The sequence below is a fragment of the Acidimicrobiales bacterium genome, assembly GCA_033344915.1.
In the GTDB taxonomy this organism is placed as follows: domain Bacteria; phylum Actinomycetota; class Acidimicrobiia; order Acidimicrobiales; family Aldehydirespiratoraceae; genus JAJRXC01.
Map to the genome: position 1 here is coordinate 2,981,987 of JAWPML010000001.1, position 25,099 is coordinate 3,007,085.

The window sequence follows — 25,099 nt, forward strand, 5'->3', positions numbered from 1 at the left end:
GGGTTCGACGCTACGTCCCGAGGCCGCCCCGGTCGACCCGCCCCGCCGCGGGGCCGCTACCGTCGGCAGCCGTGCCGCCCGCCGCCCGCCCGTTCGATGCGAACATCGCCGAGGTCTTCGAACGCGTGGCCGCGCGCATCCCCGACCGGGAGGCGGTCATCACCCCGACGAGACGGTTGACGTTCGCCGAGATCAGCGAGCGGTCGAACCGCTTGGCGAACGTCCTCGTCGCCGGAGGCATCGGCTGCCATACGGAGCGGGACCAGCTGGAACCCTGGGAGTCGGGACAGGATCACGTCGCGCTCTGTCTCGTCAACGGTTCGGAGTACATGGAGGGGATGCTCGCGGCCTGGAAGGCGCGGGGCGTCTCGTTCAACGTCAACTACCGCTACGTGGCCGCCGAACTCGTGGCGCTGCTGACCGACGCCGCGGCGAAGGCGATCGTCTTCCACGCCCGCTTCGCGCCGGTGATCGACGAGATCCGCGGTGACCTCCCGATGCTCACCACGCTGATCCAGGTCGCGGACGACAGCGGCGAAGCGCTCCTCGACGGCGCGCTCGACTACGAATCCGCCCTCGCCGCGGCATCCCCCGCCCAACCGGACCTCCCCTTGTCGCCCGACGATCTCTACATGGTCTACACAGGCGGCACGACCGGCCTGCCGAAGGGTGTGCTGTGGCGCCAGGCGGACATCTGGGTGGGCGCGATGGGTGGCGCCGATCCGCGCAACGGCGAGGAGTTCGCCGGCTACGACGCCGTCGTCGAGGCCGCGACCGAGGAACGCATCTACCCGTACATGATCGCCGCGCCCCTGATGCACGGCGGCGGGCAATGGCTCGCCTCGCTCGCCTGGATGGGCGGCGACCCGGTGGTGTTCGGCTCCGTGGTCGACCGACTCGATCCGGCGGACCTGCTGCGCACCGTCGAACGCGAGCGCTGCTCGTTCATGATCGTCATCGGCAACGCCTTCGGCCGACCGATCCTCGACGAGCTCGACCGCGCCGCCGCGGCCGGCGAGCCCTACGACTTCTCGTCGCTGCGGGTCCTCTCGACGGGCGCGGCAGCGATGACCACCGGCGTGAAGGAGGAGTTCCTCCGGCACAACCCGAAGCTGCGGGTGATCGATTCGGTCGGCGCATCCGAGAGCGGCACGCAGGGACGCAACGTCTCCACCGAGGACACGGCGCTCGAGGCCGGCATCTTCGAGCCGGGGCCGGGCACGGGGATCATCGACGACGCCATGACCGCGCCGATCCCGCCGACACCGGGGGCGACCGGCTGGCTCTCACGCACCGGGCGGATCCCGCTCGGCTACCTCGGCGATCCAGAGAAGACGCGACGCACGTTCCCCACGATCGACGGGTTGCGCTACGCCGTGCCCGGCGATCGCGCCGAGTGGCTCCCCGACGGCCGACTCAAGCTGCTGGGCCGCGACTCGGTCTGCATCAACACGGGCGGCGAGAAGGTCTTCGTCGAGGAGGTCGAAGCCGTCCTCCACGCGCACCCCGCGGTGCGCGACGCGGTGGTCGTCGGCCGGCCGAGCGAACGATGGGGCAACGAGGTGTGCGCGGTCGTGTCGACCAGCGCGCCCGTCACCACGGCCGAGCTGATCGATCACTGTGACGGGCATTTGGCCCGCTACAAGCTTCCCCGTACCGTGATCGCCGTCCCGGAGGTCGTGCGCGGCCCCAACGGCAAGGCCGACTATCGATGGGCCGCGGACGTCGCGGCGAACGAGAAAGAACAGGGAGACCGACCATGAGTGAGCTTCGATTCGACGAGCGGGCCGCGATCATCACCGGTGCCGGTAACGGTCTCGGCAAGGCCCACGCCCTCGAGCTCGCCCGCCGAGGCGCGATGGTGGTCGTCAACGACCTCGGCGGCGCGGTCGACGGCTCCGGCAACGACACCTCGGCCGCCCAGCTGGTCGTCGACGAGATCCGGGCGGCCGGCGATATCGCGGTCGCCAACACCGGATCGGTCACCGACCCGGCCGCCGCAAAGGGGCTCACCGAACAGGCGCTCGACGAGTTCGGTCGCCTGGACATCGTCGTCAACAACGCCGGCATCCTGCGGGACAAGGCGTTCCACAACTCCGACCTGGAGAACTGGCAGGCCGTGATCGACGTCCACCTCACGGGTGCCTACAACGTGACCCTCCCGGCGTTCCAGCACATGCGGGAGCAGGGGTCCGGACGCATCGTGATGACGTCGTCGCCCGCCGGCCTCTACGGCAACTTCGGCCAGACCAACTACAGCTCCGCGAAGATGGGGCTCGTCGGGTTCGCCCGGGCGATCATGCAGGAAGGCGGCCGCAAGGGCATCCACGCCAACGTGATCGCGCCCACCGCCGACACCCGGATGACCGAGGGGCTGCTCGGCACCCTCGCCGACGACACACCGCCCGAACTGATCACGGCCGTGGTCGGCTACCTCTGCCACGACAGCTGCGAGCTCAACGGCGAGGTGCTCGCCTGCGCCGGGGGTCGTGTCGCTCGCGTGTTCGTCGGCGTCACGCCCGGCATCTTCGACCGCAACCTGTCGATCGACATGGTCGCCGACCGCATCGACGAGATCTGCGCCGAGGACGGCTACACCGTGCCCGGCGGCGTGGGCGACGAGATGGCGCTCATCCTCGAGGGTCTGAAGGCGAACCCCAAGGACTGACGCGCAGGGCCAGCACGCAGACCGCGAGCAGCCCGCACAGCGCCACGTTGAGCAGGCCCCACGCGAACATCCAGTCGTCGAACGCGACATCGAAACGGTCGCCATAGTTGCCGTCCCACGGGTCCATGAGGCCATTGCCGTCTTCGTCGCGCCACCCGGCCCGGCGAAGACCGAGAGATCGGGAAGCGAAGAACGTCCAGACGAACGCCGCCGCAAAGGCCAGCTTGATGAGCCCACTCGCCCGTACCGGGATGCGACGGGACAGTGGCACGAACTGGTCCCGGCCAGTGAGCAACTCGAAGAGCCCGCTCACGCCGAGCATCGGGAGAGCGAAGACCGTGGTCCCGAGACCGACGAGACCCAAGGCGATCTCGACGCCGTGCTCTCCCACGGATCAACGCCCCGTCCAGCGAGGTTCGCGCTTCTCGAGGAACGCGGCGATGCCTTCCTTGATGTCATCGGACGCCATCACCTCGGCCTGGCCGCGGGCGGTTGCGGCCCAACCCTCGTCGTCGGTCCCCGACAGCACTGCGTCGACGGCCTGCAGCGTCTGCTGAACCGACACCGGTGCGTTGGCCGCGACGGTCTCGGCGAGGGTGACCGCCGCATCGAGCGCCGTACCCTTCGGGACGACCCGGTTGACGAAGCCGAGTTCGTGGGCGCGGGCGGCCGACATCTCGGCACCGGTGAGGAGAAGTTCCTTCGCGACGTTCGGCGGCAGGAGGCGGGCGGTCCGGAAGAGGGCACCGCTGTTCGCGATCACCCCGCGCTTCACCTCGGGGAGGGCGAATCGAGCGTCGTCGGCGGCGACGACCATGTCGCTCGCCATGCAGATCTCGAAGCCGCCTCCGAACGCCAGCCCTTCGACGGCGGCGATCAACGGTTTCGTGCGCCGCCGCCGGATGATGCCGTACTCGCCACCCCGTTCGGTGCCGCGGCCGGGGCCGTCCTTCAGGTCGGTGCCCGCACAGAAGACGTTCGGGCCGCCGGTGATGATCGCCACCCACTGATCCGAGTCGTCCTCGAAGTCGTTGAAGGCGGCATCGATCCCCGCGGCCACGTCGGCGTTGATGGCGTTGCGCTTGTCCTCACGGGTGATGGTCACGACCGTCACCCGGCCGCGATGCTCGACCCGGACGACGTCGTCGGCTGCTTCGCTCATGGACGGGAGCTTCGCATGCCCGGCACGCGTCTGACACCCCCGTCAGGTTTGGGGCATGCTGACCGGCGTGACGGCCACGACCGACCTCACGCTCCCTTCGCCCGACCTCGCGCGCATGCGCGCCGATCGGCTCGCCCGGCTGCAAGCCGAGCTCGTGAGCCAGGAGCTGGACGGCGCCGTCCTGCTCCACGGCCCGCACGTCACCTACGCCACGGGCCACATCCCGGACGCCGTCGACGCGAGCCACGCGAGCTTCCGGCGCGCCGTCGCGATCGTCCCGGCCGAGGGACCGCCCCGACTGCACGTGCACGGCGAACCCGGCGCCGTCGTCGGCGACGTCGGCCCCGCGATCTGGCCCGACCTCGACGAGGACGCCGCGGTGATGCGACAGACCATTCTCGACGTGATCGGCGATACCGCCGGGAGGCGGCTGGCCGTCGACTCGATCACCGGGGCCATGGTGCGGGCTGACGTGCTCGCGGGGGCAGATCTCACCGACGCCAGCCGCGTGCTCGGCCCGGCCCGGCTGGCGAAGACCGACGACGAGATCGCGTGCATCGAGGCCTCACAGTGGCAAGCCGAGCGGGCGATGGAAGCCGCTCGTGACGCCTGCGTGCCGGGCGCGAGCCGAGCCGAAGTGGCCGGCGCCTTTCTCGCCGCCCTCTGGGCACAGGGCGCCGAGCACAACGAGATCGATCCGATCTTCCAGGTGATGCCCCGCCATCGCGCCGCCGGACCGCGGACGTTCAACGACGACGTCGCCTTCCCGACCGGCATCGCCGACGCGACCTTCGAGACGGGCGACCTCGTCTGGGTCGACGCCGGCCACGGCTACGAGGGATACGCCTCGGACTACGGCCGGACCTGGATCGTCGGTCGGGAGCCGAACGACGCCGAGCTCTCCTGTTTCGACCGTTGGCTCACGATCATGGACGCCACCTACGCCGCGATCCGACCCGGCGCGACGTTGGGCGATGTCAGCCAGGCCGCGATCGCGGCAAACGGCGGCCTCCGCCCCTGGCTCCCCCACTTCTACGTGGGCCACGGGGTCGGGCTCGAGAGCGCCGAGATGCCCATGGCCGGTTCGGACCTCGGCGAAGAGTTCGACGACTCGTTCGTCCTCGCGCCGGGAATGATCATCGTGGTCGAACCGATCGTCTGGGACGACGGCATCGCCAGCTACCGGGCCGAGGAGATCGTCACGGTGACCGACGACGGGCATCGCGTCCTCACCAGCGGGCCGGGCTACGCGCCCTTCACGACATGACCGCAGACGCAGCCCTGATCGCCGCCCGCCGCGACCGCGTGCTGGCCGCGATGGCGGAGCGCGACATCGACGTGCTCGTGCTCGGGCGCCAGGACGACGCGAACTACGCAAGCGGCATGCACCGGCTCTGGACCGCCGGTACCCGTCCCTTCGGCGCGGGCTGCCTCGTCGTGCGAGAGACCGGGCGGACCCATGTCCTCTCCGGCTGGGACGCCGGGCTGCCCCCGACGATGACCTGGGACGACCTCTACCCGTCCACCTGGAACCCGCGGGTCATGGCCGCCAACCTCGCGGCGATCCCCGGACTCGCCGATGCGAAGCGGATCGGGACCGACGAGGTGTCGCCGTCGTTCCGCCGGGCCGCCGGCCGTCTCGCCCCCGACGCCGAGGTCGTCCCCGCCGATGACCTGATGGCCGCGGTGCGGCGGCACAAGCTCCCGGCCGAGATCGACCGGATCCGGGCCGCGTGCGGTGTCGTGTGGGAGGGCGTCCTCGCGATCGCCCGTCACGGCGCCGGCACCGACGAACAACTGATCGGCGCCGCAGTGCTCGCCATGGGACGGCTCGGCGCCACCATCCCCTCGTCCGCGCCGATCGTGCGTCGCAGCGGGGCCGACACCGTCGTCGACCTCGGCATGATCGTGGACGGCTACGAGGGCGGCCTCGGTGCCGTCATCAGCACCCACCTCGCGACCGGCGACGAGGCGCGCCCGCAACCCTTGCATCTGGCGAACGTCTGTCAGCCGGGGGCGACCGGCGCCGCCCTGGCGGCCGCGGCCGAGCATCCGGGCTGGCTCGTCCGCGGCGTCGGCATGGGGTTCGAGCTCCCGGTGATCGACGAGACGCACGGCCACGCCGAGATCCTGGAGCCGGACATGGTCCTCAGCGTGAGCGACGGCGACAGGCGCGAGATCGTCCACATCACCGACCGCGGACCGGCGCTGCTCTCCGGTCCACCCGAGGAGGCATCATGAGCGACTTCATCCGCAGCACCGACGGCGACGACGAGGAACGGACGAAGGGGCTCATCGACCCGGAGAAGCTCGGCGCCTGGATGGACGAGCAGGGTCTCCCCGGCGCGGGCGAGCCGATCTCGTCACGCTTCATCTCCGGTGGCGCGTCGAACGAGATCTTCGAGGTCAGCCGGGGCGACCAGCGCTGGGCGTTGCGGCGGCCTCCACGTGAGGTCCCGAAAGGTCGCAACGAGACGATGCTGCGGGAGTACCGGATCATCGACGCGCTCACCGACACCGAGGTCCCCCACTGCCGGGCCTGGGGCGCGTGCGAGGACACGTCCGTGCTCGGGTCCACCTTCTACCTGATGGAGTTCATCGACGGGTGGTCGCCCATCAGCGAGCCGGAATGGCCCGAGCCGTTCTTCTCGGATCTCGACACCCGCCCGGGGCTCGCCTACGAGCTGGTCGACGCGATCGCGAAGCTGTCCAACGTCGACTGGCGGGCCCGCGGGCTCGAGGGACTGGGCCGCCCCGACGGGTTCCACGAACGCCAGGTCGAACGCTGGCAGGCCCACCTGGCCGCCTTCTCGTTCCGCGAGATCCCCGGCCTCGACGAGGCCGCCACGTGGCTGCGCGACCGCCGGCCCAGGAGCTATGTGCCCGGGATCATGCACGGCGACTACCAGTTCGCCAACGTGATGTTCCACCACGGCGGCCCGGCCCGCATGGCCGCGATCGTCGACTGGGAGATGGGGACGATCGGCGATCCGCTGCTCGACCTCGCCTGGGTCGTCATGGGGTGGCCCGACGCCGACGAGGACCGCAGCGGCAAGGGCTATGTGGACTACACGGGTATGCCCGACCGGGCCGATCTCCTCGAACGGTACGCGACGGTCTCGGGCCGCGACGTGGACGAGATCGACTACTACGTCATCCTCGCCCGCTTCAAGATGGCGATCGTGCTCGAGGGTGGCTACGCCCGCTTCGTCCGCGGCGGCGCCGACAATCCGAAGATGGCGGCGTTCGGCGACGTGGTCCTCGACATGGCGGCGCGGGCGGCGGAGCTCGTGCAGAGCACCGACCTCCCCTGAGACACTGCACCATGCTCCTCGAGGGGAAGGTCGCCCTGATCACCGGGGCCGGCGCGGGTATCGGCGCCGCGGTCGCCCGCCGCTTCGCGGCCGAGGGCGCCCTGCTCTGGCTCAACGACCGTGACGCCGAGGCGCTCACAACGGTCATCGAGGAGACCGGCGGCTCCGGTATGGCGGGGGACGCGTCGGACTCCGGGTTCGTCGACGCCTGGGTGACCGAGGCCGTGCGCAGCCACGGCCGCGTCGACGTGCTCTACAACAACGTGGGCGTGTCCCGGACCGGGCTGCTCGCCGACACGTCCGACGAGGACTGGCGCTTCCAGCAACGCCTCACCCTCGACACGTGCTTCTTCGCGACACGGGCGGTGATCCCCCACATGATCGCCGGCGGAGGCGGCAGCATCGTCAGCATGTCGTCCGGGGCCGGTATCGGCGGCCAATACCAACTGGGGCCGTACGCGGCGGCGAAGGCCGGTGTGATCTCGCTGATGGAGACGGTGTCGACGGAGTACGGCGACCGCGGCATCCGCGCCAACGCCGTGACCCCGGGCCCGACCGCGACCGAGCCCCTCCTCGCCTATCTCGAGACGCGTCCGGGCGGGGCCGACGCCCACGCCGCCGACCTCGACCTGGGCCGACTCACGCAGCCCGACGAGGTGGCTGCGATGGTCACGTGGCTCGCGTCGGACGAGTCGTCGAGCATCACCGGGGCCTGTCTCCAGGCGAACATCCGCTCGCGCAGCTCGCGGCCGCGCTGATCATGCCCGCATGATGCCGCCACCGTCGACACCGATCGTCTGGCCCGTGACGTAGCGGCTGGCGTCCGACAGCAGGAAGGCGACGACCGGCGCGATGTCGTCGTCCGGATCGCCGTCGCGCCCGATCGGGTGATCGTCGTACATCGCGGCGAACGCGGCGGCCCGCTGCGGGCTCGCGTCGGGGTCGAGGCGGTGAGCGGCGGACGCGGGCAGCACACAGTTGACGGTGATCCCGTCGCGCCCCCACTCGCTCGCGGCGGTCCGGGTGAGGGAGCGGATCGCCTCGTTCGACGCGGCGTAGGGCCCGTAGCCGGCTGCGCCGGTCAGACCCATCGACGTTCCCATCGTGACGATCCGGCCCCAGCCGGCGTCGCGCATCGGTGCATGCACCGCCTGCATGGCCCACAGGGTTCCCTTGGGGCCGGTGTCGAAGAGGAGGTCCATGTCGCGGGCGGTCACGTCCGTGAGATCGGTCACCGGCCGGAAGGACTGGGCGTTGGCCACCAGTCCGTCGACCCGCCCCCAGCGGGCGAGCGCGTCGACGACCAGGCCTCGCGACGCGTCGGCGTCGGCCGCGTCGGCGACCCGCGCGAGATGATCGATGCCGAGGTCGGTCAGCTCCGCCGCCGCGGCCTCGACACCGTCGGCCTTGCGGCCGGTGACGACGACGCGAGCCCCCAGCCCACCGACGTGGCGGGCGATGCCGATACCGATTCCCCTGGTACCGCCGGTGACGATGACGACGCGCCCGTCGAGATCCACGAGTTTCGATCTAGCTCACGAACCGCGGGAGCTCGATGTTCTCCTGGCTCTCACCGTGGAGCAGTCCGTCGAAGTAGGCCGCGAGCCAGACGATCTGCGCGGCCTCGGCGATGAGCCCGGTGCGGGCGGCGGCGACGTCACCCTCGGCGACGGCCTTCGTGTTGACGAGCGCCGTGGCCTGCACCGTCTCCAGGAAGGAGGAACTGACGTCGAGCAACTGGTCGTAGCTCGCCTGGCTGAACCCCTGCACCGACAGCCCACCGCTCCACACGGCCCGGCCACGGGGGATCGCCGCTTCCTGCACCGGGATCAGCTCGGCGACCAGCTCCGGATCGGGCGGATCGTCGCTGTTGATCGCGGTCTGGAAATCGCCGAGCGACGGAAGCACCGCGAGCTTCGGTGTGGCGTAGACACAGTCGAACAGACCGCCACAGTTGATCTGGAACTGCGGCGACGCCTCGATGCCCTCCGGCGGAGCCTCCAGGATCTGGAGCATGTAGCCGCGGTTGTAGCCGAAGCTGTCGGTCAGCCCCCGGATCGGCTCGCCGCCTTCTTCGGTCGGCGGCGTGTCGAAGAGCGCGGCACGCGCGGCAGCGAGGATCGCGTCGTCCGTCCCGTCGATCGCGGCGAGGCGGGCCTCGGCCCGGGCGATGGTGTCGCGGAAGCCGGATTCGGACGGGGTCACGTCGACACTCAGAACCGGTGCGGCGTCCTGTTCCGCGGCGAAGATCTCACCCCGCAGCCAGCGCCCGCCGAAGTACCCCGAGAGGTGGAGCATCCACATGAGCTCCTGCTGACGCTGCGGTGTGGTGCCTTCGAAGATCTCGTCGAAGACGGTGACGGCCAGCGAACCGAACAGGAAGCGCTCCATCTCCGGTTCGGCCCCGGCCGGCAGCGATGCGGCGTAGGCCGCCGCCAGTTCGTCGAGCGCCTCCGGCGCCTCGACCGCGACGTCGTTGGGCCAGAACGGATGGTCGACGAGTGCGACGGTGAGCGTCAGGGGTGCCCCTTCGGTCGTGGTCGGAGCAGCCGTGGTCGTGGTGGTCGTCGGTGCAGCCGTGGACGTGGTGCTCGTGGTCGTGGTGCTCGTGGACGTGGTGGTCGTGGTCGCGTCCGCCGCCGCATCACCGTCGTCTCCGCAGCCTGCCGCAGCAAGCGCGATGACGACGAGAACGGCGGGGACGCGACCCGCACTCATCCGTTGCAGCCGGCGAGCACCCACTGCTGGAGGCTGAGGGAGGCAGTCGCCATGGCCAGCACCTCGGCGTTGGCCATCGCCGCGGCGAACTGCAGGGCGTCCTCCGGCGAGGTCAACGTGCTCGCGTCATAGCCGATTGCGGCGAACGCTTCCTCCATGGCCGCCAGGCCCGCGGCGATCACGTCTGCGTCGCCCTTCAGGTCATCGGGCAGTTGGCTGCGGAGCGCAGCCAGCGACGCCTGCGCCTGGGCGAAGTCGGCTCGGACGTCGTCCGGCGAGTTGCCGGCGGTCGGGTCGCCCGCATCGGCCAACGAATCGAGACCGTCGATGGCTGCGGCGAACTCGTCGCAGTTACCGAGCATGGGCACATCGTCCGAACCGCTGTCATCCGCGCTGCTGTCATCCGCGCTGCTGTCATCCGCGCTGCTGTCATCCGCGCCGCTGTCATCCGCGCTGCTGTCGTCCGCACTGCTGTCGTCGGCACTGCCGTCGTCGCCACCGGGATCGGCGTCCGATCCGCCGTCGTCGCCGCAGGCGGCCGCGAGCAGCATCACGGCGGCGAGGATCGCAAGCCATCGTTTCAGGGACTGGGTCATGTTCATTGGTGCCTCCAAGGGGTTCCGCCAACTCCCGAGACCATAAACGCTGGCCACCGGCCGCGTCGGGCACACCCGCTCCCAGCATGACGCCGCGGCGGCGCGGCTTTCGACCGCCACCCCGCGCGACCGTATGATCCGGCGGAGACGGTGTGCGTGGGCACACCGGATTGAGAGGTACCCGTGGCCATCGACTTCGCCATCGAGCCGGACTTCCAGGAGAAGCTCGACTGGATCGAGACCTTCGTCAAGACCGAAGTCGAGCCGCTCGACCTCTACTTCCGCGGCGAGGTCTCACCGTTCGACAAGACCCACGAGGTCGCCCAGGGACTCGTGCGCCCGCTCCAGGAGAAGGTCCGCGAGCAGGGCCTGTGGGCCTGTCACATCGGCCCGGAACTGGGCGGCGGCGGCTACGGCCAGGTGCGACTCGCCCTCATGAACGAGATCCTCGGCCGGTCCTCGTGGGCGCCCTCCGTCTTCGGGTGCCAGGCGCCCGACAGCGGCAACGCCGAAGTGCTCGCCCACTACGGCACCGACGAACAAAAGGAGCGCTATCTCGCCCCCCTGTTGCGGGGCGAGATCTCCACGACCTACGCGATGACCGAACCACAGGCGGGCTCGGACCCCGGCCAGTTCCGGTGCCGCGCCGTGCGCGACGGCGACGAGTGGGTGATCAGCGGCGAGAAGTGGTTCGCGTCGAACTTCGTCTACGCCGAGTTCATGATCGTCATGGTGGTGACGAACCCCGACGTGCCGATCTACAAGGGCTCGTCGATGATGCTCGTGCCGAAGGACGCGCCCGGCCTGGAGCTCGTGCGCAACGTGCATCTCGGCAGCGGCTCGTCCGGCGACGACGCGGGCCACGCCTACCTCCGGTTCAACGACGTCCGCGTACCGGCCGACCATCTCCTCGGCGACGAAGGCACCGGGTTCAAGATCGCCCAGACCCGACTCGGCGGCGGTCGCGTGCACCACGGGATGCGCTCGGTCGGCATGGCCCAGCGGGCGCTCGACATGATGTGTGAACGGGTCCTGTCCCGCGAGACCAAGGGATCGCTGATCGCCGAGAAGCAGTCGATCCAGCACTGGGTCGCCGACTCGTGGGTGCAGATCCAGCAGTTCCGCCTCCAGGTCCTCCACACCGCCTGGCTCATCGACAAGGAGGGCGGTGACTACGCCAAGATCCGCCAGCACGTCGCCGGGGTGAAGGTGGCCACGCCGAAGGTGCTCCTCGACGTCGTCTACCGGGCGCTGCACGCCCACGGCTCGCTCGGCGTGACGAACGAGATGCCGCTGATCGGCATGTGGATGGCCGCCCCGGTGATGGGCATCGCCGACGGGCCCACCGAGGTCCACAAGGACACCATCGCCAAGACCGTCCTGAAGCAGTACACGCCCTACGAGGGGCTGTTCCCCTCCCAACACATCCCGAGCCGCCTGCCGGCCGCGCGTGCCCACATCGAGGCCCGTATCGAGAACGAGATCGCCAACCTGTGATCCCCCTCGACGGTCCGTTCTACGACCGGTTGACGGTCGGGCAGCAGTTGCCCGTGCAGCCCTCGATCACGATCGACGAGGGCATGGCTGCGCTGTACCAGAGCTGGGTGGGCGAACGGCTCCCGATGGCGCTGGATGCCGGCGTGACCGAGGCGGTCACCGGCCGTCCGGGGCGACTCGCGAGCGCGGGCCTCGTGATGCAGCTGTCGATCGGCCAGTCGACGACCATCAGCCGCCGGGCGATCGCGAACCTCTTCTATCGAGACGTCCGTCTGGTGCGGCCGGTGTTCATCGGCGAGTCGGTGCGCACGGTCGTGACCGTCGCCGGGCTGGCCGACGGATCACACAAGGAGGGTCGGGATCGGCGCGGCAAGGTGCTGGTGGACATCGTGACCACGGCGGACGGCGACGACGCGGTCGTCTACCAACGGTGCCCGATGCTCCCCCAGGCCGAGCACGACGCCGCTCCCGGGCACGCCGACGACCTGGGCACCGGCGGGGACCTCGACCTCGCGGCCTACGCGTCGCTCGTGCCCCCGAGCTGGAACTTCGGACCGCTCGGCCCGGCGACCGACTGGGCAGTCGGCGAGACCATCGTCGACCCGACCCGTGACGTGATCGACGGCGCAACCGGCATGGTCCGCCTCACCCACAACCTGGCCATGATCCATCGGGACGCCGAACGGTCGCCGTATCCGGAGCGACTCGTCTACGGCGGCCACGTCGTCGGACTCGCCCAGGCGTCGCTCTCCCGCGTCCTCCACGGCATGGCGACGGTCGTGGGCTGGCACGGCTGCGACCACACCGGTCCGGCGTTCGAGGGCGACCTGCTGTCGTTCGAACACACGCTCATCGACACGGCACCCGCCGGCAACGGTCGGGCGTTCGCGGTGCGGATCGAAGGCTTCGCCCACCGGGGCGAGGATCCGGTCAAGCTCCTCGATTGGACGCTCGTGGCGGTCGCACCGTGATCGGTCCGGGTGCCATCGACCTGTGGGTCAACGTGAACATGGGGGACAACGTCCCCGCCGAGTTCCTCCAGCGGGTGAAGGAGGACTACTTCAAGGGCGGCGACGACTTCTTCCGGTCGCTCGACGTCGACGAGTGCATCGCCGAGATGGACGAGGCGGGTGTGGCCCATGCCGTCATCTCGACCGGCGTCCGGAATCCGGAACCGCGCGTGCTCGACTTCGTGGAGAAGCGACCGGACCGGTTCTCGCTCGCCGCCTACGTCCGGCCCCAGAAGCTGATGCGTGAGCTGTGGCGGCTGGAGGACCTCGTCGCATCCCATGCCGTCACGATGGCGCGGGTGGTGCCGTTCGACATCGACGTCGCGCCGAGCGACGCCGTCTACTACCCCCTCTACGCGAAGTGCGTCGAGCTCGACCTGCCGTTGTCGATCAACACGGGCCTGCCCGGGCCGCCGGTACCCGGCGAGTGCCAGGACCCCATCCACCTCGACCGCGTCTGCTACCGCTTCCCCGAGCTGCGGCTGGTCATGGCCCACGGCGCCGACCCCTGGTGGGCCACCGCGATCCGGCTGATGATCAAGTACGGCAATCTGCGGATGATGACGTCCGCCTACTCGCCGAAACACTTCCCACCGGAGCTGATCCACTTCATGAACACCCGTGGTCAGGATCGCATCATGATGGCGAGCGACCACCCGGTTCTCCCGATGAAACGCGTGATGGCGGAGGCGGCCCAGCTCGATCTGCGGGACGGTGTGCTCGAGAAGTTCCTCCGCACCAACGCGGAGGACTTCCTCTTCCGCGAACGCCGGCCCCCGCGGGGCTAGCCCCGCCGTTCAGCGGCCGGGCGCCGTCGCCACCTCGAGGACGGGGACGTCCTCGTCCGGACCGCGACTCGCGAGGGAATCATGGAGGTCCGCGACGTACGCGTCGTGGCTCGTGTCGACCTGGTTGAGGACGACGACGAACGACGCGTTCGGAGGGCGGCCCTTCTGCGATCCGTCGGCGCTGCTCAGCACCGCGGCGAGCCGATCGGCAGTCAGGCGATCGTCCGGCGAGCAGCCCGCGATCACTGCGACCTCCTCCGGCCGGTGGCACACGTCCCCGATGACGCCGTCGAACGCCGCCGCGCCGACACACGCCACGAGCAGGGTGGTGGCCGCCGGGACGACGGGCTCGTGGAGCGCCGGCGCCTTGAACGGTCGTCGCCTCGAGCCGTCCGCCTCCACGACCACATGGTCCGCGAGCCCGAGCGTCGACGACCAACGGTCGCAGGCCTCGGGCGTCACGCCGAGCGCTCGGTGCCCGTCCACGCCACCCCAGACGAGTGCGACCCGATCGCGGTCGAGGACAGTGGCCAGCTCGACGTCCGTCGGCGCGAGGATCGGATGGTGGCCGTCGACGCGATCGGAGCCCATCTTGGTGGTCGTCGTCAGCACCACCCGCCCCGCCAACTGCTCGCCGAGCGCGAACAGCGCCGTCGTCTTTCCGCCCCCGCCGACGAGCGAGATGAGGCTGCGCGAACCAGGGGCCAGTGCAGCCGCCAGACCCTCGATGTCGATCGTGTTTCGCACCCGTTTCGCCCCCGCGAAATATGTGGCCCGACGAGTTGACAGACCGCCCCCATCCCCTAAGTTTCGGTCGCAATTCACCTCGGAGGGAACCATCTCATGAAACGACGACTACTGCTCGTCCTGACCATCCTGCTCAGCTTCTCGCTGATCGCCGCGGCCTGCGGTGACGACGACGACACCGGGTCGGGCGACGACAGCTCCGGCGACGACAGCTCCGGCGACGACAGCTCCGGCGACGACGGCACCGGCGACGACGGCACCGGCGACGACGGCACGGCCGGCGGCGCGTCCGACGTCACCGCCGCCTTCGTCTACATCGGTGAGCCCGGCGACGCAGGGTGGACCTGGGCCCACGATCAGGGTCGTCAGTTCGCCGAGGATCAGACCGGTGCCACCACGGTCACCGTCGAGAACATCGGCGAAGGCTCGCCGGAATTCGATCAGGCCGTGCGGGACTTCATCGCCGACGGTGCCGATGTCATCTTCGCCACCTCGTTCGGCTACATGGACGCCATGGAGACGCTCGCCGCGGAGTTCCCCGACGTGGTCTTCGATCACGCGACCGGCTTCAAGAGCAATGGTGAGAACTTCGGCAACTACTTCGGCCGGATCTACCAGGCCCGCTACCTCACCGGCCTCACCGCCGGTGCGGCCAGCGAGAGCGGCAATGTCGGCTATGTCGCCGCCTTCCCGATTCCCGAGGTGATCCGCGGCATCAACGCCTTCACGCTGGGCGTCCGCGAGGCCAACCCCGACGCGACCGTCACGGTGAACTGGACCTTCACCTGGTTCGATCCTGCCGTCGAGGGCGATGCCGCGAACGCGCTCCTCGAGGGCGGCGCCGACGTCATCGCGATGCACCAGGACTCCACCGCCGCCGGCGAGGCCGCGGAGGCCGCCGGTGCCCGCTGGGTCTCCTACAACAGCGACATGAGTGCCTTCGCTCCCGACGCCTACCTCTCGTCCGCCGTCTGGGACTGGGGTCCCTACTACGCCAGCGTGATCGAGCAGGTCGCCGCCGGCACCTACGAGGGCGGCGCCTACTGGGGTGGCATGGACGACGGCATCGTCCAGCTCGGCAGCCTGGCCGACGACGTGTCCGACGAGACCAAGGCCCAGATCGACGATCTGTCCCAGCAGATGATCGACGGCACGTGGGATCCCTTCACCGGACCGATCAACGACCAGGACGGCAACGAGGTCATCGCCGACGGTGTCGTGCCGGACGACGGCGCTCTCCTCGGCATGGACTACTTCGTCGAGGGCGTCATCGGGTCCGCCAACCCCTGATGCCAAACGCCGTCGAACTCGATGGCATCTGGAAGCGGTTTCCCGGTGTGATCGCGAATTCCGGGGCGAGCCTCACGGTTCGCCCCGGAACGGTCCACGCCGTTCTCGGGGAGAACGGCGCCGGGAAGACCACGCTCATGAACTGTCTCGCCGGGGTCTACCGCCCCGACGAGGGCACGGTGCGCGTCGACGGGCACGAGATGCGTTTCGCGTCGCCCGCCGACGCGATCGCCGCGGGCGTCGGCATGGTCCACCAGGAGTTCCGGCTGGTGCCGACGTTCACCGTTGCGGAGAACGTCGTCCTCGGCGCCGCACCGACCATCGTCAATCGCGGCCAGATCAACGAGGCCGTGCGCGACCTCGCCGAACGGTTCGGCTTCCACGCCGACCCCGCCCGTCCCGTCTGGCAACTCTCGATGGGCGAACGCCAACGCGTGGAGATCCTCAAGGCACTCTGGCGTGACGCGAAGGTGCTGATCCTCGACGAGCCGACGGCGGTCCTCACCCCCCAGGAGGCCGAGGAGTTGGGCGCAGTCCTGCGCCGGATGGTCGCCGACGGCCGGTCGGTGATCTTCATCTCGCACAAGCTCGACGAGGTCACGTCCTTCTGTGACGAGGCCACGGTCCTGCGCGGTGGGGCGACGGTCGCCGCCTCGGTGGACGTCTCCTCGGTCGACGCGGCCGAGCTCGCGGCCCTCATGGTCGGAGCGGTCGACGACGCTCCGGCCAACGAACGGGTCACGATGGCGGGCGATGTCGCGCTGTCGGTCAAGGGCCTCACCGTCGTCGACACCCGCGGGATCACCGCAGTCGATGACGTCTCGCTCGAAGTCCGGGGTGGCGAGATCGTCGGGATCGCGGGCGTCGCCGGCAACGGCCAGCGGTCGCTCACGGACGCGATCGCCGGACTCGAACGACCTGTTGCCGGCACGGTGACGGTCATGGGGAAGGACGTCACCGGTTCGACGCCCCGCCAACGCCACGCGACGGGGCTCGCCTACGTGCCGGAGGACCGGCTCGGCGTGGGGCTCGCGCCGAAGCTCCCGATCACCGAGAACTCCGTGATGCGCTCGTACCGTCGCCTGCGCCGGGGGCCGATGCTCTCGTGGACGGCGGCCCGCGACTTCTGCGACGGCCTCATCGAGCGCTTCGAGGTGAAGGTCGGCAAGGTCGAATCGCCGATGGCATCGCTCTCCGGCGGCAACCTCCAGCGCCTTCTTCTCGGCCGCGAGCTGTCGGACGACCCTGACGTGATCGTGGCCTCCCAGCCGACGCGCGGACTCGACGTCGCCGGCGTGCGGGCGATCCAACAGCTCCTCGTCGAACAGCGCGACACCGGGACGGGCGTGCTGATGGTGTCCGAGGACCTCGACGAGCTGCTCGCCCTCTCGGATCGGATCCTGGTCATGGTCGAGGGACGGATCGTGGGCGCCTTCGATGCCCGCACCACGAGCCGAGCCGAGATCGGCGAAGCGATGATCGGCGCGGGAGCCCACGCATGAGGGTGGGCACGTCGTGAAGAAGCTCGTCCTCGTCCGTCGTGACACCCCCACCCGGGGTGGACAGCCGGCTGCGTTCCTCGCCGGGCTCGTCTTCGCCCTGCTCGTCGGTGCCCTGCTGCTGCTCGTGACCGGCGACCCGGTGTTCGACGTGTACCAGCGCATGTGGGAGCGCAGCCTCGGTTCCACCGACACCTGGAGCTCCACGTTCAACCGGGCGGTCCCGCTCGCGCTCGCCGGGCTCGCGGTGTCGATCGCGGCGACGATGGGTCTCTGGAACATCGGCGCCGAGGGTCAGATCCTCTTCGGCGCGACCGCCGCGACGCTCGTCGGCCGACTCTTCCCGGACGCCCCGGGCCCCGTCCTAATCATTCTCATGCTCCTCGCCGCCGCGATCGGCGGTGCCCTGTGGGCCCTCGGCCCGGGACTGGCGCGGGCCGAGATCGGCGTCAGCGAGATCATCACGACGCTGATGCTCACCGAGGTCGCCATCCGTCTCATCACCTATCTCGAGCAGGGGCCGTGGAAGGACCCGGACGGCTTCGGTTTCCCGAATGTCACCGCCCGCCCGGAGCAGGCCGAACTCGGTGATCTCTGGGACCGCACCCACATCGGTGTCCTGATCGCGCTCGCGGTCATCGGTGGCTTCGGCTGGTTCCTCAATCGCAGCGTCTGGGGCTACGAGCTGCGCATCGCCGGCTCGTCGGCGAAGACGGCCACCTACGCCGGCATCTCGATGCGGCGCAAGGTGCTCGGCGTGATGCTGCTCTCCGGCGCCGTCGCCGGCTTCGCCGGAGGAATCGAGCTCACCGGCACCGCCGTGCGCCTGAACACCCAGATCTCCAACGGCTACGGATTCGCCGGCATCATCGTCGCCGCGCTCGCCCTCATGCGCCCCAGCGGGGTGCCGTTCGTCGCGCTCGCCTTCGGCGCGGTGCAGGTCGGCGGTCAGAGCATCCAGACGTCACTCGGCGTCTCCCCCGCGGTCGCCACGATCCTCCAGGCACTCATCCTCTTCGGCGCGATCGGCGCCGCGGTGTTCTCGAACTATCGGGTGCAGGCCGTCGAACGCCAGGTGGTGACCGCATGATCCTCGGCGTCGCGTTCACCGAAGAGGCCGTCATCGGTCTGCTCGTCGCGGCCGTCCAGTTCGCCACGCTCCTCTATCTCGCCGCCCTCGGCGAGACGATCTCGGAGAAGGCGGGCGTGCTGAACCTCGGGGTCGAGGGGATGATGGCCACGGGCGCGGCGGTCGGCTTCATCGCCGGGGTCGAGACCGGAAGCCCGTGGCTCGGCCTCATCGCCGGCTCCGCGGCGGGCATGGTCCTGTCGATGCTGCACGCGTTCACCTCGGTCGGCCTCGGCGCCGACCAGGTGGTGAGCGGACTCGCGCTGACCTTCCTCGGACTCGGCTTCGCCGACTTCATCGGCGACGGCTACACCGACGACGAGCGACGGGCCCGTTTCGCCGACGTCGAGATCCCCGGGCTCGACGACATCCCCTACGTCGGCGAGATCCTGTTCCGTCACTCGCCGGTCACCTATCTCGCGGTGATCTCCGGCATCGCCGCCTGGTTCATCCTCAATCGAACCGCCGCCGGGTTGGGGCTGCGAGCCGTCGGCGAGACGGCGTCCACCGCGGACGCCGCGGGTCATTCCGTGCTGCGGCTGCGCTTCGTCGCGGTCGGCGTCGGCGGCGCCTTCGCCGGCGCGAGCGGCGCCTACCTCACCACCTACCTGGTCGGGTCCTGGAGCCAGAACCTGACGGCCGGCCGGGGCTGGATCGCCGTCGCCCTCGTGATCTTCGGCGCGTGGCGTCCGGGGCGGGTCGCGATCGGCGCCCTGCTCTTCGGCTTCACGCTGGCCCTCAAGAGCCGCCTCGTCATCTTCGAGATCGACTTCTCGCCGCGACTCCTCGACATGGCGCCCTATCTGCTCACCATCGTCGTGCTCGTGCTGATCTCCTACCGCGCCCGCAACCGGCCGTCACCGGCCCCGGCGGCGATCGGCATCCCCTACCGACGAGAAGAGCGCTGACCGACCACACCATCGAAACGTCGGCCGACCTCCTCGCCGGGCTCGACCTCGAGCCCGCGGGGGAAGCCGCCTTTCTCGGCGCCGGGCTCGTCATGCCCCGGGCGGTCTGGGTCTTCGGGGGACTCGTGGCGGCTCAGGCCATGGTCGCGGCGGCGACCACCGCCGAGACGATGGTGCCGCGTTCGGTGCGGGTCCGCTTCCTGCGCCAGGCCCCGCCGCACGAGCCGATCCGCCACGACGTGACGGTGGTGGCGGACTCCACCACCTTCGCCGACCGCCGGGTCGAGACCCGCTCGGATGGCGCGTTGGTGGCGACGACGACGGTCGTGTTCCACACGCCGGACGTGACCGAACTCGGCCACCAGCACGCGATGCCGGACGTCGCCGCCCCCGACGACGCCGAGGCGTTCGCCGGTGCCGGCTTTAAGACGATCGACCTGAACGACCCGCCTGCCCACAGTCGCCGTCCGGCGGACGCCCGGCAACGGCACTGGATGCGCGCGCCCGGAACCCCGACCGACGACGTCGTCCGCAACGCGGCGATGCTCACGATGGCGAGCGACCTGTTCCTGGTCGCGTCCGCGTGGCGGCCGGTCGACGGTCATTCGATCGTGCAGGTCGACCAGGTGATGTCGTTCGGCCTCGATTTCACGGTGTGGTTCCACCACCCCGTCGAGATCGCGTCCTGGCATCTCCTCGACGTCGACACGCCCTCGGCCGCGCACGGCCGATCGCTGAGCCTGGCGAACTGGTTCCGGCCGGACGGGCTGCTCGTGGCATCCGTCGCGCTCGACGCCGTGATGCGCGTCCGCCGCTAGGCGAGACGGCTGTTGACGGCGGACACGATGGCCCGCAGCGAGGCCGAGACGATCGATTCGTGGAGGCCGACGCCCCACACGACATCGCGAGCGCCGGTGTCGACCGCGACATAGGCGGCCGCGGTGGCATCGGAGCCGGCACCCATCGTGTGCTCGGTGTAGTCGGCGATCTTGCCGTCGAAGAGCCCCGCCTCGGTCAGACCGTGGACGAACGCGTCGATCGGGCCGTTGCCCTCACCGGTGATCATCTGCTCCTCACCGTCGACGATGAGCTTCGCCTCGAGGGTGGTGAGGCCGGAGTCGATGGTGTCACTCGTCGCCCGATGACCGACGATCTCGACCCGCGGGCGCTCCCGCTCGACGTACTCGGCCATGAAGTGGCGATGGATCTCGTAGGACGTGATCTCCGTGCCGGAGTCCTCGGTCACCTTCTGGATCTTCTTCGAGAAGTCGACCTGGAGTCCGCGCGGGAGGTCGAGCCCGTACTCGTGGAGGAGAACGTAGGAGACGCCGCCCTTGCCGGACTGGCTGTTGACACGGATGACGGCCTCGTAGGACCGCCCCAGGTGGCGGGGGTCGATCGGCAGGTACGGCACGTCCCACGCGTCATAGTTGCCGACCAACTGCTCACCGGGCTGCACGTCGTAGATGTCGGCCATGCCCTTCTTGATGGCGTCCTGGTGACTGCCCGAGAAGGCGGTGTAGACGAGGTCACCCACGTAGGGATGCCGGGGGTCGATCGACATGCGGTTGGAGAACTCGTACACGCGCCGCATCTCGTCGATGTCGCTCATGTCCAGGACCGGGTCCACGCCCTGGGTGAAGAGGTTCAGCGCGATGGTGACGACGTCGACGTTGCCGGTGCGCTCGCCGTTGCCGAAGAGCGTGCCCTCGACGCGGTCCGCGCCGGCCATCAGCCCCATCTCGGCCGCGGCGACCGCGGTGCCGCGGTCGTTGTGGGGGTGCAGCGAGAGCAGCACGGTGTCGCGATCCCTGATGTCGCGATCGAACCGCTCGATCATGTCGGCGTAGATGTTGGGCGTGGACATCTCCACGGTCGCCGGCAGGTTCAGGATCAGCGGCTTGTCGGGGGTCGGCTGGAACACGTCCATGACCGCTTCGCACACCTCGATCGCGAAGTCCGGCTCGGTGCCCGTGTAGCTCTCCGGTGAGTACTCCCACCGGATGGAGTCGGGGTCGCTCGACCGCTCGAGCCCTTCCAGGCAGATCCGGGCGCCGTTGACCGCGATGTCGATGATGCCCTGGCGGTCCGTGCCGAACACGACGCGGCGCTGGGTGGTCGACGTGGAGTTGTAGAGGTGGACGATCGCGCTCGGTGCGCCCTCGATCGCCTCGAAGGTGCGGTCGATCAGATCCTTGCGGGCCTGCGTGAGTACCTGGATCGTGACGTCGTTCGGGATCAACCCGCCCTCGATCAGCTCCCGCACGAAGTCGAAGTCCGTCTGGGAGGCAGCCGGGAAGCCGACTTCGATCTCCGTGAACCCCATGCTCACCAGGAGGTCCCACATGCGCCGCTTGCGCGTGGCGTCCATCGGGTCGACGAGCGCCTGGTTGCCGTCACGGAGGTCGACGGAGCACCACACCGGAGCCGTCTCGATACGTCGATTCGGCCAGGTGCGGTCGGGAAGCTCGACCGCCGGATACGGGCGGTACTTCTCGAACGGCATTCCCGAGGAGATTGCGGGGCTGGTCATGGCAGGTTCCTTGCGGATTCGGCTGTGGGAAAGGGTATTGGTGGATGGGACGGGTGTCGCGAACGTGCCGGAAAAGCACGAAACCCCTCGGGCCCGTGGGCACGAGGGGTTCGGCGAGCGCCGGTATGTGGCGCTCGCCTACACGAGAAGAAGCAGGGTCGTCTGTGGTTGCTTCACGGGGTTCACCCTACGGGAATCGGCAGGAGAGTCAACATCGTTACGAATTCGCCGTCTCGGTTAGCGTGTCGCGATGAGCCTCGATCGGGCCGAAGCGGTCCTCACCGACCCCACCCTCACCAACGAGGTCGACACCGTGCTGCGGCGTACCGACCACGGCTATCGGGCCGCGTCGGCGCGCGGTTCGCTCGACTTCACCCGCCGGGCCGACGACTCGATGGAGGTGCTCGCGACGTCGGGGATCAATCCGCTCGGCAACGAACGCGCCGACCAGCGGTTGCGCGTCGCCGACGAGACCGACGACGCCTGGGCCCTGCTGGGTGACCACGCGACGCCGATGGCGATGGCGAGCACGGCCCAGTACTTCGATTCGCCCCACGCGCCGGACCTGGTCGTGCTGCACGCGCCGACCCACCGGTTCCACGGCAACGTCGGCGAACACGGCTCGCTGGCGACCACCCAGGCCCGCGCGCCGTTCATCGCCGCCGGGCCCGGGGTCGTGGCCCGGGGCATCGTCGACGAGCACCTCCGCACGGTCGACGTCGCCCCGACCGTCGCTGCGCTCCTCGGCTGCGCGCCGGTCGACGGGCACGACGGACTCGGCCGTCCGCGCTCGGGCGTGCGGCTGCGCGTCCAGGACGGCGACGAACGAACCGAGCTGCTCGACCCCGACGCCCGTCCCGACCATGTCGTGTTGTTCAACTGGGACGGCTGCAACCCCCAGGCGCTGCACCACGCGGCCGCGACCGGGGGCGCACCGAACATCGCGGCGCTGATCGAGCGGGGAACGTCGTACCGCCACGGCGCCATCGCCGCACTGCCCACCGCGACGTTGGCCAACCACACGACCGAGACCACCGGGGTCCTGCCGGGTCGGTCCGGGATCCTGCACAACACCTGGTACGACCGCGACCGCGACCAGCTCGTCGACCTGCTCGATTTCGCTCAGATGATCACCGCCCGGGACCACATCCGCCCCGACATCGAGACGATCCACGAGGCGCTGCACCGCAACGACCCCGACGCCGTGTCCGTCGCCACCTACGAGTACGGCGACCGGGGTGCGGACTGGTCGACCTACATCCAGATGGCGACCGGCGGCCGGCAGGGTCCGCTCACCGACGAGGAACGGCGCCGCCATCGCACCACCGACTTCATGGGCGTACCGGACTATCGCAACTACTCGGTCTACGACGCCCACAGCCTCGGCGACGCGAAGCACTGCTGGTCCGGCGACCTCGGCACGCTGCCCCGGTTCTCGTGGTTCACCCTCAACCTCACGGACTCGGCCGGGCACTACGGCGGGCCCCACAGCGAGATGGGACGTGCGGCGATCCGCGACTCCGACGCCCGGATGGGCGAGATCATCGCGGAGATCGAGGCCCGGGGGGCGCTCGATCGCACCGCGATCGTCATGTGCGCCGACCACGGCATGCAGGCGACGGCGGACGGTGAGCCGGCCGACCTGTCGGCCCCGCTGCGCGAGGCCGGCGTCGATCACCGCATGGTCGACGCGCAATACGTCTACCTGCGTTGATGGACGCCGACGCGGCCACAGACGACTGGGACGTCGGCATCATCTGGCTGACGCGCCACCTCCAACGTCCGGACCGCATGCTGCGCCGCCGGATCGGGGCCACCCGCGGCCGCGACACCGAGGACCGTCCGGGGGTCCGCCGGAGGCGCTCGGCGGCGGGCGACGTGTTGGACGGCGCGAGCGGATGCGCCGACCTCGGGGACATCCCGGCGTTGCTGGTCGTCGTTGCGATCGTCGCCGTCGTCGGCGTGCTCGTCGCGTTGGGCCCCGGCCTCCTCGCCATCACCATCGGCCTCTTGGAGATCGCCCTCGTCCTGATCGGCGCGGCGATCGCGCTGGTGGGTCGCGTCGTGTTCCGCCAGCCGTGGGAGGTCGTCGCCCGGCGCGGCGACGAACAGCACGAGTGGCGGGTGCGGGGCATCCGTCGGGCGCGCGACGTGCTGGCCGAGATCGAGACCGGGGTGCGTCTCGGACATCACCCGGCGACACTCGCGCCGGAGCACGCGGACCCGGCGCCCCCGGATCTCAGCGGCGTGCCCGGCGTGTACCACCGCCCCGAGTTCCGCTTCCTCGGCCGCGTCTACGGCGCGATCCTCGCCCTCGCCATCCTCGTGGGCGCGGCCATCCTGGCCGCCGTGCTCAGCTGAGGCCGTCGAGAAAGGTCGTCACGGAATCGGTGAACGCGTCGTTGCGATCGCCGGCCACCATGTGGCCCGCCTCGCTGACGTCCACGAACGTCGCGTTGGGAATCTCGGCGACGAACCGCTCGGCCCCCTCGGGCGACACGACGTCGCTCATCCTTCCCCGCACGAGCATGATCGGCTCGGCGATGGCGGCGGCGCAGGCCATCAACAGCGTCGGGTCGTTGATCTCGTTCGGACCCCGCTCGGTGACCCCGGAGATGAAACGGGGGTCCCAGTGCCAGTACCAGCGGCCGCCGCGCTCGCGCAGGTTCTTCCGAAGCCCGTCGACCGAGGGCGGGCGTTCACGATGGTGGTTGTACGCGGCGACGGCGTCCGCCGCCTCCTCGAGACTCGCGAAACCGGTCTCGGCGTTCGCCATCATGAACTCGGCGATCCGGTCGGCGCCCCGCTGCTCCATGTTCGGCACGATGTCCACGAGGACGAGCCCGCGGCTCGCACCGGGCGCGGCGCGGCCGAGCAGGAGCAGGGAGGTGAGCCCGCCGAGCGACGCGCCGATCAGAGCCGGGCGACCCCCGATCTCCTCGATGACGCCGGCCATGTCGGCGGCGAAGGCCGAGAGCCGATAGTCGCCGTCGGTCGCCCAGTCACTCTCGCCGTGGCCCCGGGCGTCGATCGTCCACGAGCACCAGCCCCGCTCGGCGACCGCCGCCGCGGTGCCGCCCCACGAATGTCGGGTCTGCCCGCCCCCGTGCAGGAAGACGACGGCCGGGTCGCTCGGGCTGCCCCGCCGGTCGGCCACGAGGGTCACCCCGTCGGCGCCCTCGAAGGTGATCCGCGTCGCGTCGGTCGGCCCCATGGACGCGGGAACGTATCCGGTCGTGC

General features: G+C 70.0%; 24 protein-coding genes. 16 read left to right on the plus strand and 8 right to left on the minus strand.

Translation table 11 applies throughout. From position 1 onward, the window contains the following. Positions 1–71: 71 nt before the first annotated feature. A complete protein-coding gene (locus R8F63_14310; GenBank protein ID MDW3219784.1) occupies positions 72–1,763 on the plus strand; it encodes an acyl-CoA synthetase in 1,692 nt (563 codons plus the stop codon). Further along, positions 1,760–2,668 (plus strand): SDR family NAD(P)-dependent oxidoreductase, encoded by a 909-nt coding sequence (locus R8F63_14315; GenBank protein ID MDW3219785.1) that lies wholly within the window; start codon positions 1,760–1,762, stop codon positions 2,666–2,668. Before R8F63_14310 ends, R8F63_14315 begins: the two co-directional genes overlap by 4 nt. On the opposite strand, the gene R8F63_14320 is transcribed toward R8F63_14315, so the two are convergent. Continuing rightward, positions 2,631–2,990: a hypothetical protein gene (locus tag R8F63_14320; GenBank protein ID MDW3219786.1), complete on the minus strand. Its 360-nt coding sequence runs from the start codon at positions 2,988–2,990 to the stop codon at positions 2,631–2,633. The genes R8F63_14315 and R8F63_14320 overlap by 38 nt on opposite strands. Positions 2,991–3,062: 72 nt before the next feature. Then, positions 3,063–3,830, minus strand: a complete 768-nt coding sequence (locus tag R8F63_14325) for an enoyl-CoA hydratase-related protein (GenBank protein MDW3219787.1) — start codon at positions 3,828–3,830, stop codon at positions 3,063–3,065. A gap of 55 nt (positions 3,831–3,885) precedes the next feature. On the opposite strand from R8F63_14325, the gene R8F63_14330 reads away from it, so the two are divergent. The 4 genes from R8F63_14330 to R8F63_14345 are packed head-to-tail and all read left to right on the plus strand — an operon-like array spanning position 3,886 to position 7,902. Next, entirely contained in the window at positions 3,886–5,097 is a 1,212-nt protein-coding gene (locus R8F63_14330) for a Xaa-Pro peptidase family protein (protein MDW3219788.1), read from the plus strand. After that, positions 5,094–6,071, plus strand: coding sequence for an aminopeptidase P family N-terminal domain-containing protein (locus R8F63_14335; GenBank protein MDW3219789.1), 978 nt, complete (start codon positions 5,094–5,096; stop codon positions 6,069–6,071). The genes R8F63_14330 and R8F63_14335 overlap by 4 nt, the downstream gene beginning before the upstream one ends. Beyond that, on the plus strand, positions 6,068–7,144 hold the full coding sequence (locus R8F63_14340) for a phosphotransferase family protein (GenBank protein MDW3219790.1): 1,077 nt from the start codon (positions 6,068–6,070) through the stop codon (positions 7,142–7,144). Before R8F63_14335 ends, R8F63_14340 begins: the two co-directional genes overlap by 4 nt. Positions 7,145–7,155: 11 nt before the next feature. Next, complete coding sequence (locus R8F63_14345; protein ID MDW3219791.1) at positions 7,156–7,902, plus strand: SDR family oxidoreductase; 747 nt, start codon at positions 7,156–7,158, stop codon at positions 7,900–7,902. Here R8F63_14345 and R8F63_14350 read toward each other — a convergent pair whose 3' ends face one another. The 3 genes from R8F63_14350 to R8F63_14360 are packed head-to-tail and all read right to left on the minus strand — an operon-like array spanning position 7,903 to position 10,458. Next, the gene (locus R8F63_14350) at positions 7,903–8,664 is read right to left on the minus strand and encodes an SDR family oxidoreductase (protein MDW3219792.1); all 762 of its coding nucleotides are present in this window, start codon (positions 8,662–8,664) and stop codon (positions 7,903–7,905) included. 10 nt (positions 8,665–8,674) lie between these two features. Continuing rightward, complete coding sequence (locus R8F63_14355; protein ID MDW3219793.1) at positions 8,675–9,862, minus strand: hypothetical protein; 1,188 nt, start codon at positions 9,860–9,862, stop codon at positions 8,675–8,677. Continuing rightward, entirely contained in the window at positions 9,859–10,458 is a 600-nt protein-coding gene (locus R8F63_14360; GenBank protein MDW3219794.1) for a hypothetical protein, read from the minus strand. The genes R8F63_14355 and R8F63_14360 overlap by 4 nt, the downstream gene beginning before the upstream one ends. Positions 10,459–10,641: 183 nt before the next feature. Here R8F63_14360 and R8F63_14365 point away from each other — a divergent pair, with 183 nt between their 5' ends. The 3 genes from R8F63_14365 to R8F63_14375 are packed head-to-tail and all read left to right on the plus strand — an operon-like array spanning position 10,642 to position 13,753. Continuing rightward, on the plus strand, positions 10,642–11,955 hold the full coding sequence (locus R8F63_14365; protein ID MDW3219795.1) for an acyl-CoA dehydrogenase family protein: 1,314 nt from the start codon (positions 10,642–10,644) through the stop codon (positions 11,953–11,955). Continuing rightward, positions 11,952–12,926, plus strand: a complete 975-nt coding sequence (locus R8F63_14370) for a hypothetical protein (protein ID MDW3219796.1) — start codon at positions 11,952–11,954, stop codon at positions 12,924–12,926. Before R8F63_14365 ends, R8F63_14370 begins: the two co-directional genes overlap by 4 nt. After that, positions 12,923–13,753 carry an amidohydrolase family protein gene (locus R8F63_14375; protein MDW3219797.1) on the plus strand — a complete coding sequence of 277 codons (831 nt, stop codon included), beginning with the start codon at positions 12,923–12,925 and terminating at the stop codon, positions 13,751–13,753. Before R8F63_14370 ends, R8F63_14375 begins: the two co-directional genes overlap by 4 nt. Before the next feature lie 9 nt (positions 13,754–13,762). Here R8F63_14375 and yqeC read toward each other — a convergent pair whose 3' ends face one another. Continuing rightward, entirely contained in the window at positions 13,763–14,500 is a 738-nt protein-coding gene (gene yqeC, locus R8F63_14380; GenBank protein ID MDW3219798.1) for a selenium cofactor biosynthesis protein YqeC, read from the minus strand. Positions 14,501–14,596: 96 nt separating this feature from the next. Between yqeC and R8F63_14385 the strand changes: the two genes are divergently transcribed. The 5 genes from R8F63_14385 (at position 14,597) to R8F63_14405 (ending at position 20,144) form a co-directional block, all read left to right on the plus strand. Next, positions 14,597–15,790 carry a BMP family ABC transporter substrate-binding protein gene (locus R8F63_14385; GenBank protein MDW3219799.1) on the plus strand — a complete coding sequence of 398 codons (1,194 nt, stop codon included), beginning with the start codon at positions 14,597–14,599 and terminating at the stop codon, positions 15,788–15,790. Further along, the gene (locus R8F63_14390) at positions 15,790–17,292 is read left to right on the plus strand and encodes an ABC transporter ATP-binding protein (protein ID MDW3219800.1); all 1,503 of its coding nucleotides are present in this window, start codon (positions 15,790–15,792) and stop codon (positions 17,290–17,292) included. The genes R8F63_14385 and R8F63_14390 overlap by 1 nt, the downstream gene beginning before the upstream one ends. 13 nt (positions 17,293–17,305) lie before the next feature. Further along, positions 17,306–18,379, plus strand: a complete 1,074-nt coding sequence (locus R8F63_14395) for an ABC transporter permease (GenBank protein MDW3219801.1) — start codon at positions 17,306–17,308, stop codon at positions 18,377–18,379. Next, positions 18,376–19,326, plus strand: a complete 951-nt coding sequence (locus R8F63_14400; GenBank protein ID MDW3219802.1) for an ABC transporter permease — start codon at positions 18,376–18,378, stop codon at positions 19,324–19,326. The genes R8F63_14395 and R8F63_14400 overlap by 4 nt, the downstream gene beginning before the upstream one ends. A gap of 92 nt (positions 19,327–19,418) precedes the next feature. Next, entirely contained in the window at positions 19,419–20,144 is a 726-nt protein-coding gene (locus R8F63_14405) for a thioesterase family protein (protein ID MDW3219803.1), read from the plus strand. Here the strand turns inward: R8F63_14405 and leuA are convergent. Then, a complete protein-coding gene (gene leuA, locus R8F63_14410) occupies positions 20,141–21,859 on the minus strand; it encodes a 2-isopropylmalate synthase (protein MDW3219804.1) in 1,719 nt (572 codons plus the stop codon). The two genes, R8F63_14405 and leuA, sit on opposite strands and share 4 nt — an antisense overlap. Before the next feature lie 250 nt (positions 21,860–22,109). On the opposite strand from leuA, the gene R8F63_14415 reads away from it, so the two are divergent. Next, positions 22,110–23,573 (plus strand): alkaline phosphatase family protein, encoded by a 1,464-nt coding sequence (locus R8F63_14415; protein ID MDW3219805.1) that lies wholly within the window; start codon positions 22,110–22,112, stop codon positions 23,571–23,573. Next, the gene (locus R8F63_14420; GenBank protein ID MDW3219806.1) at positions 23,573–24,220 is read left to right on the plus strand and encodes a hypothetical protein; all 648 of its coding nucleotides are present in this window, start codon (positions 23,573–23,575) and stop codon (positions 24,218–24,220) included. Before R8F63_14415 ends, R8F63_14420 begins: the two co-directional genes overlap by 1 nt. On the opposite strand, the gene R8F63_14425 is transcribed toward R8F63_14420, so the two are convergent. After that, the gene (locus R8F63_14425) at positions 24,213–25,073 is read right to left on the minus strand and encodes an alpha/beta hydrolase (protein ID MDW3219807.1); all 861 of its coding nucleotides are present in this window, start codon (positions 25,071–25,073) and stop codon (positions 24,213–24,215) included. The genes R8F63_14420 and R8F63_14425 overlap by 8 nt on opposite strands. Positions 25,074–25,099: the final 26 nt, after the last annotated feature.